This window comes from Constantimarinum furrinae, assembly GCF_014295415.1.
GTDB classification, from domain to species: domain Bacteria; phylum Bacteroidota; class Bacteroidia; order Flavobacteriales; family Flavobacteriaceae; genus Constantimarinum; species Constantimarinum furrinae.
On the sequence record NZ_CP052909.1, the window covers coordinates 2,324,600 to 2,337,940 of the forward strand.

Here is a 13,341-nt window from a genome sequence, read left to right on the forward strand (position 1 = left end):
TAAAGATTAGTTTCTTTTTGTGGCTGTAGCTTTCTTTTTTACAGATTGCCCTACTTCATTGAATTCGAAAGTATAAGTATTTCCTTCGGTATACAGAATTTTAATATGAATGGCTTTTTTTTCTGAAATGCTATTCGGGTTTAATTTTTTCAGAATATACTCGCAGTCATTGATCCAACGAACCGATGCAGTATCGATCTTTCCGTTAAAGTATTCAACTTCAATGGAATCATTTCGTTCAATTCTTGTGGTAAAAAGTTCAGTTCCTACTAAGGCCTCAAACTCGAAAGTTCCCGTTTTAAAGGCAGTGCAATTGCGTTCAGGTTCATAGCAACCCGTAACAAATATAAAAACCAGAAATAGTGCAGAAAATCGCATAGACAACGTTTTTGCAAATTTCAGAATTTAAATTTGAAATCCCTCAATTTTCGTAGGCTTTGAAGCTTCCGTCCTTATAGAAAATAATCACTCTGTCAATTTCCTTTTCTGAATTACCTGTCACTGGTATCGAAGCTGATGCTGATCGAGATGCAGGTTTTGACTCGTTTTTAGGCAAAGGTTCGTTATGCTCTGAAGACGAAGTTTCCTGAATGGTTTTAGATTGAGCAGGGAAGGAGCCCTTTCCATTGAGCAACCAGTACAATTCCACTTCAGGAAATTTTTGGATCACCTTCATAATAAAATCCAAACTGGGTTTATTCCGACCCGAAAGGAGGTGTGACATCGTGGAGCGATTGAAGTCGATCTCTTCCGAAAATGCAGCCGCCGACAACCCGTAGAAAGCGAGTATTTTTTCGAGCCTTTTTGCAAAATCGGTGCTGTTTACCATTGTAATATGCTTTCTGTGATCTAAACGTTTACAAATGTAAATTATTATATTCGTATTCTATATAAAACAGTTAAAATACCTATAATATAATTAATTAAATACTTTAATTAAAGATATATAAAGCGTTGAAAATAAATCTATTATATTGTGTAATAATGAACATGTTAAAATTTCTATTCATTTTTTAGAATAGGAGGTCAAGAGTTGGTTACAACAGTATACAGATTAGCGATATTCACTGTTTACAATTGTAAACAAGGCAATGTTTACCTTTGTCTACCAAGATGTAACCTATGAGATTCGAGACATGGTATAAACACAATTTTGAGGATCGATTATCGGGTAGATATATTACGCTAGATCACATCGATCCTATCCTTAAATCTTACTCCCGAGATTTTGAAGTTTCTTCAATAGGAATTTCAGAAGAAGGAAAAAATATTTCTATGTTGAGAATCGGGACCGGTTCAAAAAAAGCATTAGCCTGGTCTCAAATGCACGGAAATGAATCAACGACGACAAAAGCTTGTTTCGATTTTTTAAAGTTTATTACCCAAAACGAGCAATTTTCAGAAGAAATAAGCGCATTTCTCAATTCGTACAGTTTCTACCTTATTCCGATGTTAAATCCGGACGGAGCCAAGCGCTATACGCGTGAAAATTCAAATATGGTCGATCTCAACCGTGATGCACAAGATCTAAGTCAGAATGAAAGTAAAATACTGCGCCAGGCTTTCCATGATATCGAACCCGACCTGTGCCTCAATCTACACGATCAGCGAACTATTTATGGCTTACGAACCGGTTTACCGGCAACAGTTTCATTTCTGGCGCCTTCGGCAGATGAGCAACGGAGCATCACTGCGTCCAGAGAAGTCGCTATGAACCATATCGTGCGAATGTACAATAGATTAGAAAAGTTAATTCCCGGGCAGATTGGAAGGTACGACGACGCTTTCAATATAAACTGTGTAGGAGATACTTTTCAGATGCTTGGTGTCCCAACAATTTTGTTTGAAGCAGGTCACTTTCAGAATGATTATCTGCGAGAACAAACAAGAATGTATATTTTCTTCGCATTGTTGGAATTATTTTCAATATCACAAGAATCCAACCGTCAGGCCGTTACATCAGCTTACGAGAAGATTCCGGAGAATATGGTAAACTTTAAAGATATTATCATCAGCAATATACGTCTGGAGGATAGTGAGAACAGCACTTCTCTGGCAATTCAATATCGGGAAATTGTGCGCAACGGGGAGATTCAGTTTATACCTCAACTTGATTTTATCGGAGATCTTTCAACTTTTAACGCCCACAAACATATTGATGCTCAGCACAAAACCGTTTTAGTGAATTCTCAAGAAAACATAAAAATTGGTGAGAAAATTATAACGATTCAGGATAAATACGACAGAAACAATGTGATTTATTCAAATAATGATCCATTTTCTTTATAAAAAGCGTTATTTTTGTCTTTTTAACACCTCCTCCATGGCTAAATTCAAATTAGATGATACCGATCATCAGATTCTCGACATGTTAATCGAGAATACGCGTACTCCTTTTACCGATATTGCTAAAAAACTACAGATCTCTGCAGGAACCGTGCACGTTCGTGTACGTAAGATGGAAGAAGCAGGAATTATTACAGGTTCTTCACTTACGCTAGACTATAAAAAACTGGGTTATTCTTTTATCGCCTATGTGGGGGTTTTTCTCAATAAAACTTCTCAAACTCAATTTGTGTTGGAACGTATCAATGATATACCTTATGTAACGGTTGCCCACGTGACTACCGGAAAGTTCAATATCTTTTGTAAGATACGCGCAAAGGATACTTCTCATGCCAAGGATATTATATATCAGATCGATGATATTGAAGGCGTTACCCGTACAGAAACGATGATCTCGCTAGAGGAAAGCATCAATGACAAAAAGCGATTGATGCATTCAGTATTTAAGAATATTTAAACAATTTGCTTCTCTCATCCCAATGTATCACCTACAGGATGTGTTCTATTTTCCGTTTAAATTCTAAGCCTGAAATTCACTTACCATAGTTTTAACAAAGTTTAATAAAAGATTAGCAGCAAATCTTTGTTAAGCCCTGTGTTTATTGGTATTATTGATATAGAAGAAAATTATTAATAACAAAAAACTAAATACTATTATGGAAAAGAGAATTGCAATATTAGCGACCAACGGATTTGAAGAATCTGAACTTAAATCTCCTAAAGAAGCAATGGAAGCTGAGGGATTTAAAGTGGATATCGTAAGTGAGGAAAAGGGTACCATCAAGGGATGGGCCGATGGCAACTGGAGTAACGCTTACACCGTTGATAAAACCTTATCTGAAGTAAATTCGAAGCAATACAATGCACTGGTTCTTCCCGGCGGTGTTATAAATCCTGATAAACTGAGAAGAAACGAAGATGCCCTGATGTTTGTTCGTGATTTCTTTAAAGAGAAAAAGCCTGTGGCTGCAATTTGTCATGCCCCATGGACCCTTATCTCTGCCGATGTTGTAAAAGGCCGAAAAATGACTTCCTTCTCGTCAATTAAGGATGATCTTGTGAACGCAGGAGCAAATTGGGTAGATGAAGAAGTAGTTGTGGACGAAGGATTTGTCACCAGTAGAAATCCGGATGATCTTCCTGCCTTTAATTCTAAACTGATTGAAGAGATCAAAGAAGGAAAACATGAATTACAACATGCATAACATATATAATGCTATAAATAAAAAAGAGGCGGTTTTTCCGCCTCTTTTTTTTATTCTTCTTCGTCTAAAGTCTTTTTATCGGGTATCTCGCTAATAGGTTCATTGAAATCGGCATCCTCATAATCATCTTCATCGAAGTTGGCCATTGAATTTTCCAGACGAGAGCTTACTTTAACGAGGTAAACGGTATCTTCGGTACGTACCTCGACAGCCTCTACGGTTTCGTTCTGGGCATTTTTAAAAGTGATCACATGATCGTCGTCGTAGCCGTCGGGATACTTATCTACTAAAAGGGATAGGATTTCCGGGGTTAATTTTTTAAAGTCAACAATTATTCTTTTCATAAGTGGTTCTCCGTAGATGGTTTGTCGTTTTAAAACTACTAAAAAATAGAAAACCACAAATTATCTCACCATAAATTTTCAAAAATTTTCGTAGTACTCAAAAGCACTGTAAATTAGACTGTTAGGAACTTCACAATTTATTTTATGACTGCCAATCGCTTCCAGAAGTACGAAATGAACCTTGCCATTGGTGTTCTTTTTGTCGTAGATGAGTAGTTTAATTACGTTTTCAATATCAGATCGATTGAATTCCTGCTTCGGAAAATAGTTAAAGATCACCCTTGATATTTCTTCCAGTTTTTTCTTCGGAAACGACAATAACACAGATGAAATGAAGGTCGCTAAGATCATGCCTATCGCAATGGCTTCTCCGTGCAGTAAGGCTCGTCTTTCAGAATGATCGAGACAATAAGACTCTATAGCATGCCCCAGCGTATGTCCGTAATTTAAAGTTTTTCTTAGGTTTTCTTCATTCGGGTCTGCAGAGACGACACTGTGCTTTATTAGAATAGACTCGAGAATTAGCGTATCCAAATCATCCCCGGTATGTTTATCGTAATTTGAAACCTTCTGCCAATAGGCTTCAGAATGGATCAAACCGTGTTTTAGCATTTCGGCCAGACCCGAAATAAAATGATCTTCGGGCAGGGTTTTTAAGAATTCAGTAGTCACCAGCACAAGATCCGGCTGTTTGATCACACCGATCTGATTTTTTAAACTACCCAAATCCACTCCGTTCTTTCCACCCACAGAGGCATCTACCATAGCCAGCAAGGAGGTAGGAATATGTATACAATGTATTCCACGCTTGAATGTGGCTGCTACAAATCCACCCAGATCGGTAACCACACCACCGCCAAGATTGATTAATAAGCTCTTCCGGTCGGCTCCTTTTTCAGAAAGTTGCTGCCAAAGGGTTACGCAGCTGTCAATGGTCTTGTGAGATTCTCCCGCCTTCATGCTGAGCACCTCAAAATTTTTAAGAGTACAATTTCTTTGAAAAATGGGTAAACAATGGGTGTTTGTATTCTCGTCGGTTAGGACAAACACTTTCGAAAACCCTGAAGTAGAAAGATATGTATTTAGTGCCTCCCAGCTGCCGGAATTAAAATGAATGGAGTGGGGGAGTTTGACATTTTTGCGATTTGGCATGAAACGAAATTAGTTGTTTAAAGAGATATCAAATCTAACTATATTTGTGAACTTTACTGAATTTATATGACGTCAAAATCTCTTTTTGATAATACCGAAACGGCTTTTTCCCTTAAAAGCGACTCGGAGCTGGAACGCGCCTATTTCCTGTTTAAAATGATCGCCAACGAACCTTTGGTCCGTATAGGCACTGCCGTCACCAAATTTGCCATCAGTGCGCATTTGCCTGTGGAAGGACTCATTCGCTCTACGGTCTTTGATCATTTTTGTGGCGGGGTAAACGAAAAGGATTGTCAGCCTACTGTAGATAGCTTACAAAGTGCCGGGGTGTACTCGGTATTGGATTACTCGGTAGAAGGGAAGGAGGAAGAAGAGCAATTTGATGCCACAATGGAAAAGGTCGTCGAACTCACACGATTTGCAGAAAAAAGGGGGGCGATGCCATTTTCGGTCTTTAAACCCACGGGGTTCGGCCGATTTAAGATCTGGCAAAAGATCACAGAGAAAACACCCCTTTCGGAAAGTGAACATCAGGAGTGGGAACGTATAAAAACCCGATATGACCGGGTGTGTGAGGTGGCGCAGGAATGCCATATTTCCCTGCTTATAGATGGGGAGGAATCCTGGATGCAGGATGCTGCCGACGAGCTTTGTGAAGCCATGATGGAAAAGTACAATACCCAACGTCCTGTGGTTTTTAATACACTACAGTGTTATCGCTGGGACCGACTGGACTATTTAAAGGCAATACACCAAAGAGCTAAGGAAAAAGGGTATAAGTTGGGCTTTAAGGTAGTGCGTGGGGCTTATATGGAAAAAGAAAATGACAGGGCAGAGGAGCAGGGGTATCCCACGCCTATATGTGAGAGCAAGAAGGCTACCGATGATAATTTTAATGCCGTAATGCGGTATATTTTCGACAATCTGGAGGATATTTCCCTGTTTTTAGGGACGCATAACGAGGCCAGCAGTTATCTGGCCCTGGATATTATAGCGGCCAAAGGACTGGCAAAGGACGATAAACGCATCTGGTTTGGTCAATTGTACGGAATGAGCGACCATATAAGTTATAATTTGGCCAAAGAAGGTTATAATGTGGCCAAATACATTCCCTTCGGACCGGTACGCGATGTGATGCCGTATTTAATACGACGGGCCGAAGAAAATACCTCCGTAAGCGGCCAGACCAGCCGGGAACTTACCCTGTTAAAGAAGGAAAAGGAGCGGAGGAGGATCTAATCGTATTCACTTATGCCATATAGTGCCTGCTTAAGTTTACTCCCATTGATCTCGATGGGCTTATAGGCGGTGTTAAACTTTTCAATTGTTTCAGAAATATTTTCCTGAAGTCTCAGATATTCTGAAGGTATGCTTTTAGCACAGCGATCTTCATTCTCATAGCTGTTTAGCATAATTCCAAATTTTTCGTAAAACTTAGTACTCTGACTAATAAAAATATTATATCGATTAATGAATTGAAGGAGTCGATCTACCGGGAATTTTATATCAATTTGCATGATGTTGACCTTACTGTTATAAATATTCTCTTTTGTAAGCATTTCAATGTTGTTTACATAAACATTTAAATTGTCAACAATAGTAGCCCAGTCATCATTTTTTCTACAGTCTGAAAGCGAAGTTTTATATCCAATTGGTGCAGTATACTCTTTAAAAAGCTTTTCGAGATCCAATGTCATTTCTTCATTGTTACGTTTTAAAAAAATGGATTCGAAATAAATAATATCCAGATCATTGTTCATGCGAAAAGTAAAATCAAGGATGCATTCTATCTTTTCCAGTTCCTCTTTTTTCTTTATTCCTTTTATTTTTTCATTATTAAATAGGGAAATAAATGTATGAATTACTGAGGTATATAAATTGTCGTTCATTAGGTCTGATAACAGAAATCCTCTTCGGCCTTCACGACTTTCAGTTAGTAAGTTCTTGGTTTTCGCAAACTCAGGATAGTGGTTAGGATTTGCCATATTATTGATCTCACTCAGGCTGTTCATTGATGTAAAATGATGATCAAGAGCTAAGTTTTTTTCATATAGAATTTTAAGGATCTGGAGCCCTTTGATATAGCGAATTTTCGATATTTCTGTTTCTTGATTGGAGTCTAAATATTTTAAAGAGTCTTTAAGTATGTCTTTTTCAATTAAGAGGGCAACTTTTTCTTGAGTATCGGAGCTATTTAAAAATATTCTATTTACATACTTCAATTTATTTGCTATAGTGTTTCTTGATGTTTCGAATTTAATTAGGATCGCTTTTGTTTCTATAATCAATGAATCAATGCACTCATTTATAGATAGATTTGGATTTAATACAGCAGAATAAGTCTTTGTTTTAGTTATTATAAAACAAAAACTTATAGTAAATAATAAGGTCTTAATCCTAAACGTATTCATAAGAATTTTTTAAGGGAGGGAAGAAATTAATTGAACATTTTCACCTGCTATAATAAGGAAGCACCTTACCCAGTTAATTATGAAATTTCCTAATCTTTTGTAAGGCACTTCCTGTAATTATATTTAATCATCACCGAATAAAGCATCAAATATGCAGACTAATACACATGCTTTATTTTCGTGATACGGAAGGCAGTGTGGGCAAGGCACAACGCCGCTATCCTGGTTGCCTATTAAAATGTTTTGATCAATTGAATTGGGCCCGGTAATTTTTAAGATTAACCCATTTGAATCTGTAACAATGTTTACATACCCGTTTAAACTCTCTATAAACTGACTGTGATATGTTAATGATCGGTCTAAATTACTAAATTCAATATTTGATTTTAGTTCATTAGGAATGAATATGGTCTTATTTCCAACTTCCTCAGGGTTTGATATTTGACAAAACCCAGAATTTGATACCGTAACTAGAAATAAGAAAACATAGAAATTGATTATCGTTTTTGTTTTCATCTTGAAATTTTACAAAGATCAAGTATGAACAAACGTTGATTTAGAAAATCGAATTGCCTTGCTCTAATTTTTGAAAGAAAATGAGAGTTTTTTTAGCACAACTATAAACACCTTAGAGGAGAATATTAGAAGCTGTTCGAATTGAAATAAATTAGAGTGTTTTCCTACGAATTACCCCACCCGGCAAAATAATAAACTAAAATAAAAATTAATATTACTACTGCAAGAGCAATTAAAAGGAGTTTAATAATGCCCCATAATTTATTCATATTTTGATTTTCCTGCTTACTCATAACTTGATCATTTTTAGTTAGTAAATAATTATTTTAAAAATATTATTCTTCAAAAATTATGCAATCTATAAAGCAATAACCGGTGCAAAGAATAATACCATAAGTATTGGATCGTTTTGTACAATCTCTTGCACATGCATTATAATTACCTCCTGTACACCCAGGGCTACGTTGATATGAAACTGGTCTTTTAGGAGTCTGGACGGAATATAATTTAGCCTCTTTATTGGAGTTTATAATCCCCTTGATATATACATATCCGTTTAAATTTTGATCGTAGTGACTTACTGAAATTAATTCATGAACGTTTAATTCAGCTTCAGTTGCCTTTAATTCCGTTGGTATTTGAAGTGAATACCCGTCGGATGGTTGATTTGTACTTCCTTGCCCATATATGGAAGAATGTGAAAACATAATTAAGGAAATGACAGTAATTAATAATTTTAAATTTTTCATAATACTTATATTAATTTTTACCTACTCATACGCTTTTCGGTTTACGCGGCTCATTTTAAGTGTTTTAGCGTCACACTTTTAAAATAAACAGTGGTGCTTTTTAGTATTAGAAAATTTATTACCTTAGCAAATAGAATTAAACACGTGTTTATTTCAAAACGTCAAATCTGTGGAAGCCGCTACCTTGTAGTGGCTTTCCTTTTTTGTTTTCTTACTTTCTTTGGCTGATTTAATTTTTGATTAGACTTACTTTAAAAAAAAAATCAACCTGAAGTTTTGCAGCACTAACTCCCCAGTTAATATTAAAAAACAAAAGCTTCAGGCTGATAGAACTAGTTTATGAATTCCAAATTTTAGATGAAAAATTGGCATTTGCAAAGGAAGCATATCTCAATTCAAGAATAATAAACACTCAATTCATGAATTGAGTTAAATCGAAATATATTTATAGTCCTGATACACAGGTAGTTAATTAGCAGCTGAAATTTAAATTCTTAAAAAATTTCATATTAGAAACACAAAATGTTAAATTGTTACATATTCCTTACAATAACTCCTCAATAGTTTAAAATTGTATGAGAATTTTCGTGTTTACATATCTTGTTATCATATCTGCTTCCCTTAATGGCCAGGAACTGCAGCAACAGTACCTTAATTCACTAAAATATGAAGAGCTTCTTACGCTCTTTAATGAATATGATAGAGATTCCATAAATCAGGAAAAAATTGCACGAACTTATCTCAACCGTGCCAGAATAGAACTGGATACGATTAAAATGGCGAGGGGTTACGATCGTCTTGCCCGTATTTTTCATCCCGAAAAGAATATTGCCTTTGCAGATAGTGTGATTGCGCTTACAAAGAGTATGAAACATATTACTTATCCGGCTATGGGGTATACTCTAAAAGCATATTATTATTGGGTAATAAATAATTTACCATATGCAACTGAAAATTATTTAATAGCCATGAATATTGCTGAAATCACAGGGAACCTACAGCAGCAAGTCTACTGTATGGATATGTTAATCAATTTAAAAGCTACTTGGGGAGACAAACGGGAGGCACTGGATTTACAGCATATTAGAAATAAGATTATCCAAAAAGAAAACTATAAGTTGGAGCTTAAAAATTCAACGAGAAATAGTGCTAATATCGATATAGACCAACTCTATTTAGCGGAATTAATATTTTCCTATGAAAATTATGTTTATTGCTATGTTCAGTTAAAAAATATAGACTCAGCGAAATACTATATTGACCAAACATTTTCAATTTTAGGAGATTATCATTGGATAGATAAATTAGAGCACCATACTTGGTTATCCGAAATAGAATTAGAAGTATCCTATTTAGAAGGTAATTTTGAAAGAGTTATTTTGGAGGCTGACAGCCTCTTAGATAAATATTATAAAATTTTAAGTCCAAGTTCATTAGTGAATATATATTTATATAAAGGACTTTCTTTAATAGAACTTAAACAAAAGGAAAGTGGAATCTATTGGGTGCAAAAATCCGATTCTGTTTATGATTCTGGAAATATAATTATCAATTATGATGATCGAATGATATTTGAAATTCTTTATGGTTATTACGCCTCAAATGAAAATCCAGAAAAACAAATTGAGTATCTAAATAAGTTAATAAAAGTTGATAGTATCTTTAAAATAAACTACCAGTATTTCGATGCCGAGTTAATACAGAAATATGAAACCCCCAAACTAATCGAGGAGAAGGAGGCGCTTATTGCGGGGCTTACAGCCAAGAATCAACGTTCTAAAATGGCGAACTGGTGGATTGCCTCGGGCTTAATTATAACTTTGGGAATGTTGATCTTTTATGTCAATCAACAGATGATCTATAAAAAAAGATTTAAAATCTTAATGGCAGAACATTCTACTTATGATTCAAGTCAGGACACTTCCAATACCTATAAGAATGATATCTCGACTGAGGTTGTTGACTCTATTTTAAAGAAGTTAGATGTTTTTGAATCGGATAAGGGTTTTCTTTCATCGGAACTATCCTTGATGACAATGGCGAGAGATTTTGAAACCAACTCGAATTACCTTTCACGGGTGATCAACCTTAAAATGGAAAAGAATTTTTCTAAGTACATAAATGACCTTAGAATTGACTTTGCTGTGAAGGAACTTAGGTCTAATCCAAAATTCCGAAGGTATACCATAAAGGCAATTGCGATGGAAAGCGGATTTAGCAGTACAGAATCTTTCAGAAGGGCTTTTTACAATCGAAATAAGATCTACCCTTCCTTTTTCATAAAAAGATTAGAAAAATCAGGGGCTTAATCAACCTCTAAATGTGCGGATAAGATCTTTGCTGTTCGATCACAGTTTTCAATTCGAAGCTTGATTATTCGATTCTTTTCCACTCCTTCTATGACGTATTGTTTACAGGAATCCAAGTTGGTGCTACTCTCTGAAAATAACACTGATCCATTTTTCAATAACAGCGACACCACGGAGGTGTCCAGGTTGTTTTCTTTCAGCTCTAAAAGAGCTTCCTTGGTAAATACCCGTTCCTTGATTCTAATGTTTTTTAAAGTTCTCGCATTAGGCGAATAGTCACAAGAGGCGCGTTTCCCACTTAAAAAAAAGAGTAAAATGACTATACCAATGGTAAAACCGCCCAGGTAATATGCAACACGATGAATGAGTTTCATTAAAAGATCAACAGGTTAATTTCGCTGTACGACATATCGAACCAATCGGCCACAGCTTTGTTCGTTAGTATTCCCCGGTAAAAATACAAACCGTTTCTTAAACCACTGTCAAATCGCACCGCATTTTCAAGTCCGCCGCATTCCGCAATCTCAAGAAGGTATGGGGTGAATATATTACTGATAGAGATGGAGGCCGTTTTTGGATAGCGTGCCGGAATATTCGGAACTCCGTAGTGGATCACATCATACTTAATTAGAGTGGGGTTGTCATGTGAGGTCATTTCGGTTGTTTCAAAACAACCTCCCATATCGACACTCACATCTATGATCACAGCGCCCTTTTTCATATTCTCCACCATGGTCTGTGAAACCACGATTGGAGAGCGATTGCTTCCGCGTACCGCCCCAATAGCAACATCACATCTTCTAAGCGCCTTTAACAGATTTTTAGGCTGAATCGTGGAAGTGTATAAAGTGCAGCCTACATTGGTTTGCAACTGACGCAGTCTTGTAATGGAGCTGTCAAATACCTTAACATTGGCGCCCAGTCCCAGAGCTGATCGTACCGCAAATTGTCCAACTGTTCCGGCACCAATTACAACAACTTCCACAGGAGGAACTCCACTGATATTTCCGAAAAGCAATCCATTTCCCTTTTTTGCATTAACCATTAATTCTGCAGCTATTAAGACGGAAGCTGTTCCGGCAATTTCACTGAGTGCTTTTACTGCTGGATAACTGTGATCTTCATCTTTTATAAATTCGAAAGCAAGTGCGGTGATCTTTTTCTTTGAAAGCAGATCGAAATATGATTTTTTTCTTGTTTTTAATTGAAGGGCGGATATAAGTACCGACTTAGGTTTAATTAATTCTAGTTCTTCAAGGGTAGGCGGTTCAACCTTCAAAATGATAGGACATCCAAAGACTTTTCGCGTATCTTTAGTTAATAAAGCTCCCGCTTCACTATAATCACGATCTGAAAATCCGGCTTCATCTCCGGCTCCATTTTCGATTAATACTTTATGGCCATTGGACACTATTGCAGCCACAGCATCAGGGGTAAGACAGATTCGTCTCTCTTGAAAATACACTTCTTTGGGGATGCCGATAAAAAGATCTCCTTTTTGGCGCTGAATTTCCAGCATTTCTTCCTGGGGAAGCAATTGGGACCGGGTAAAAGGGGATTTAGGCTGTGACATGACGGCTTGGTTATTCGTACCAAGTTACATATTTAATTCTAAATTGTGAAGTGAAAATGTTAACGAAAAAGGTCCTTTATTTGCTGCCAGGTTGATTTTTTAACCATTAATTCCTCTTCAAATGAATCTAAATCTTTTCCTCGCACCTCGTTAAAAAGCTTAGCTCTAATAAGATAAACAGCCGGAACAATTATAAGCATTAATGGAACAATGTAAACTAATTCTAATTCATCCAGATTATTACTTTCATTTACTACACCCCAAAGTTGAAAGGCATACATTGTTATTGGAACTAAAATAATCCAATGCCACCAATGTTTACAGGTGAAAAACCAAAGCAACAAAAGATACAGTGGTACAAATTTGTTTATAAAATACCAAGCTGCAGAAAGCCAATCTGGAAAACTTGTGGTAGCCTTAAATAGGCTAGTCTCCCAGATTTGAGTTTCTGGGAGACTTTTATATGAATAGAACACAAAGGGTGTAATGGCTATCAGTAGCACAATTATACCACCAAGAAACAAAGATTTTTTACCCGTTTTGGAGGGGTTTAAGGGTTTTGTCAACTTGTTGTTCGGTTTGTCCATCTTCTATGCTTTCCGGAGTGCAGGACATAAATAATCCGGCTCCAAAAATTGCAACGATCAAAAGGGTTTTAGTCAATTTCATAATACTAGTTTTTGTGAGGTTTATATTACAAACGTATCACGAAAAAAAACAAGTATTTCAATAATGT

The 13,341-nt window shown here is 36.3% G+C and carries 16 protein-coding genes; 5 read left to right on the top strand and 11 right to left on the bottom strand.

What is annotated here, in order from left to right; translation table 11 throughout:
- Positions 1 to 6 precede the first annotated feature (6 nt).
- Together ALE3EI_RS10665 and ALE3EI_RS10670 are read right to left on the bottom strand one after the other, a co-directional pair.
- Entirely contained in the window at positions 7 to 378 is a 372-nt protein-coding gene (locus tag ALE3EI_RS10665) for a DNA topoisomerase IV (protein ID WP_186988500.1), read from the bottom strand.
- 43 nt (positions 379 to 421) lie between these two features.
- Positions 422 to 829 carry a helix-turn-helix transcriptional regulator gene (locus tag ALE3EI_RS10670; protein WP_186988501.1) on the bottom strand — a complete coding sequence of 136 codons (408 nt, stop codon included), beginning with the start codon at positions 827 to 829 and terminating at the stop codon, positions 422 to 424.
- Between the two features lie 293 nt (positions 830 to 1,122).
- Between ALE3EI_RS10670 and ALE3EI_RS10675 the strand changes: the two genes are divergently transcribed.
- The 3 genes from ALE3EI_RS10675 (at position 1,123) to ALE3EI_RS10685 (ending at position 3,551) form a co-directional block, all read left to right on the top strand.
- Positions 1,123 to 2,289, top strand: a complete 1,167-nt coding sequence (locus ALE3EI_RS10675; protein ID WP_186988503.1) for a M14 family metallopeptidase — start codon at positions 1,123 to 1,125, stop codon at positions 2,287 to 2,289.
- Between the two features lie 34 nt (positions 2,290 to 2,323).
- Positions 2,324 to 2,803 carry an Lrp/AsnC family transcriptional regulator gene (locus tag ALE3EI_RS10680; RefSeq protein WP_186988505.1) on the top strand — a complete coding sequence of 160 codons (480 nt, stop codon included), beginning with the start codon at positions 2,324 to 2,326 and terminating at the stop codon, positions 2,801 to 2,803.
- A 199-nt stretch (positions 2,804 to 3,002) separates the two neighbouring features.
- Positions 3,003 to 3,551, top strand: a complete 549-nt coding sequence (locus ALE3EI_RS10685) for a type 1 glutamine amidotransferase domain-containing protein (protein WP_186988507.1) — start codon at positions 3,003 to 3,005, stop codon at positions 3,549 to 3,551.
- Positions 3,552 to 3,601: 50 nt separating this feature from the next.
- On the opposite strand, the gene ALE3EI_RS10690 is transcribed toward ALE3EI_RS10685, so the two are convergent.
- Positions 3,602 to 3,895 carry a hypothetical protein gene (locus tag ALE3EI_RS10690; RefSeq protein ID WP_186988509.1) on the bottom strand — a complete coding sequence of 98 codons (294 nt, stop codon included), beginning with the start codon at positions 3,893 to 3,895 and terminating at the stop codon, positions 3,602 to 3,604.
- Between the two features lie 78 nt (positions 3,896 to 3,973).
- Entirely contained in the window at positions 3,974 to 5,047 is a 1,074-nt protein-coding gene (gene aroB / locus ALE3EI_RS10695; RefSeq protein ID WP_186988511.1) for a 3-dehydroquinate synthase, read from the bottom strand.
- 66 nt (positions 5,048 to 5,113) lie between these two features.
- Here aroB and ALE3EI_RS10700 point away from each other — a divergent pair, with 66 nt between their 5' ends.
- Positions 5,114 to 6,286 carry a proline dehydrogenase family protein gene (locus ALE3EI_RS10700; protein ID WP_186988513.1) on the top strand — a complete coding sequence of 391 codons (1,173 nt, stop codon included), beginning with the start codon at positions 5,114 to 5,116 and terminating at the stop codon, positions 6,284 to 6,286.
- On the opposite strand, the gene ALE3EI_RS10705 is transcribed toward ALE3EI_RS10700, so the two are convergent.
- From ALE3EI_RS10705 to ALE3EI_RS10715, 3 genes are all read right to left on the bottom strand, one after another.
- Positions 6,283 to 7,059, bottom strand: coding sequence for a hypothetical protein (locus tag ALE3EI_RS10705; RefSeq protein ID WP_186988515.1), 777 nt, complete (start codon positions 7,057 to 7,059; stop codon positions 6,283 to 6,285). The genes ALE3EI_RS10700 and ALE3EI_RS10705 overlap by 4 nt on opposite strands.
- 522 nt (positions 7,060 to 7,581) lie before the next feature.
- Complete coding sequence (locus ALE3EI_RS10710) at positions 7,582 to 7,974, bottom strand: hypothetical protein (RefSeq protein ID WP_186988517.1); 393 nt, start codon at positions 7,972 to 7,974, stop codon at positions 7,582 to 7,584.
- Positions 7,975 to 8,309: 335 nt separating this feature from the next.
- On the bottom strand, positions 8,310 to 8,723 hold the full coding sequence (locus ALE3EI_RS10715; RefSeq protein ID WP_186988519.1) for a hypothetical protein: 414 nt from the start codon (positions 8,721 to 8,723) through the stop codon (positions 8,310 to 8,312).
- Between the two features lie 575 nt (positions 8,724 to 9,298).
- Here ALE3EI_RS10715 and ALE3EI_RS10720 point away from each other — a divergent pair.
- Positions 9,299 to 11,032, top strand: coding sequence for a helix-turn-helix domain-containing protein (locus ALE3EI_RS10720; protein ID WP_186988521.1), 1,734 nt, complete (start codon positions 9,299 to 9,301; stop codon positions 11,030 to 11,032).
- On the opposite strand, the gene ALE3EI_RS10725 is transcribed toward ALE3EI_RS10720, so the two are convergent.
- The 4 genes from ALE3EI_RS10725 to ALE3EI_RS10740 are packed head-to-tail and all read right to left on the bottom strand — an operon-like array spanning position 11,029 to position 13,274.
- Positions 11,029 to 11,406: a DUF4258 domain-containing protein gene (locus ALE3EI_RS10725; RefSeq protein WP_186988523.1), complete on the bottom strand. Its 378-nt coding sequence runs from the start codon at positions 11,404 to 11,406 to the stop codon at positions 11,029 to 11,031. The two genes, ALE3EI_RS10720 and ALE3EI_RS10725, sit on opposite strands and share 4 nt — an antisense overlap.
- Positions 11,406 to 12,605, bottom strand: a complete 1,200-nt coding sequence (locus ALE3EI_RS10730; RefSeq protein WP_186988525.1) for an alanine dehydrogenase — start codon at positions 12,603 to 12,605, stop codon at positions 11,406 to 11,408. The genes ALE3EI_RS10725 and ALE3EI_RS10730 overlap by 1 nt, the downstream gene beginning before the upstream one ends.
- 59 nt (positions 12,606 to 12,664) lie before the next feature.
- Positions 12,665 to 13,171, bottom strand: coding sequence for a hypothetical protein (locus tag ALE3EI_RS10735; RefSeq protein WP_233279957.1), 507 nt, complete (start codon positions 13,169 to 13,171; stop codon positions 12,665 to 12,667).
- Positions 13,137 to 13,274 (bottom strand): hypothetical protein, encoded by a 138-nt coding sequence (locus tag ALE3EI_RS10740; RefSeq protein WP_186988527.1) that lies wholly within the window; start codon positions 13,272 to 13,274, stop codon positions 13,137 to 13,139. The genes ALE3EI_RS10735 and ALE3EI_RS10740 overlap by 35 nt, the downstream gene beginning before the upstream one ends.
- Between the last annotated feature and the right edge of the window lie 67 nt (positions 13,275 to 13,341).

Excerpts from the sequence above, each read along its gene's own strand:
- ALE3EI_RS10665 (WP_186988500.1), bottom strand. The coding sequence starts at position 378 with ATGCGATTTTCTGCACTATTTCTGGTTTTTATATTTGTTACGGGTTGC.
- ALE3EI_RS10670 (WP_186988501.1), bottom strand. The coding sequence starts at position 829 with ATGGTAAACAGCACCGATTTTGCAAAAAGGCTCGAAAAAATACTCGCT.
- ALE3EI_RS10675 (WP_186988503.1), top strand. The coding sequence starts at position 1,123 with ATGAGATTCGAGACATGGTATAAACACAATTTTGAGGATCGATTATCG.
- ALE3EI_RS10680 (WP_186988505.1), top strand. The coding sequence starts at position 2,324 with ATGGCTAAATTCAAATTAGATGATACCGATCATCAGATTCTCGACATG.
- ALE3EI_RS10685 (WP_186988507.1), top strand. The coding sequence starts at position 3,003 with ATGGAAAAGAGAATTGCAATATTAGCGACCAACGGATTTGAAGAATCT.
- ALE3EI_RS10690 (WP_186988509.1), bottom strand. The coding sequence starts at position 3,895 with ATGAAAAGAATAATTGTTGACTTTAAAAAATTAACCCCGGAAATCCTA.
- aroB (WP_186988511.1), bottom strand. The coding sequence starts at position 5,047 with ATGCCAAATCGCAAAAATGTCAAACTCCCCCACTCCATTCATTTTAAT.
- ALE3EI_RS10700 (WP_186988513.1), top strand. The coding sequence starts at position 5,114 with ATGACGTCAAAATCTCTTTTTGATAATACCGAAACGGCTTTTTCCCTT.
- ALE3EI_RS10705 (WP_186988515.1), bottom strand. The coding sequence starts at position 7,059 with ATGAACAGCCTGAGTGAGATCAATAATATGGCAAATCCTAACCACTAT.
- ALE3EI_RS10710 (WP_186988517.1), bottom strand. The coding sequence starts at position 7,974 with ATGAAAACAAAAACGATAATCAATTTCTATGTTTTCTTATTTCTAGTT.
- ALE3EI_RS10715 (WP_186988519.1), bottom strand. The coding sequence starts at position 8,723 with ATGAAAAATTTAAAATTATTAATTACTGTCATTTCCTTAATTATGTTT.
- ALE3EI_RS10720 (WP_186988521.1), top strand. The coding sequence starts at position 9,299 with ATGAGAATTTTCGTGTTTACATATCTTGTTATCATATCTGCTTCCCTT.
- ALE3EI_RS10725 (WP_186988523.1), bottom strand. The coding sequence starts at position 11,406 with ATGAAACTCATTCATCGTGTTGCATATTACCTGGGCGGTTTTACCATT.
- ALE3EI_RS10730 (WP_186988525.1), bottom strand. The coding sequence starts at position 12,605 with ATGTCACAGCCTAAATCCCCTTTTACCCGGTCCCAATTGCTTCCCCAG.
- ALE3EI_RS10740 (WP_186988527.1), bottom strand. The coding sequence starts at position 13,274 with ATGAAATTGACTAAAACCCTTTTGATCGTTGCAATTTTTGGAGCCGGA.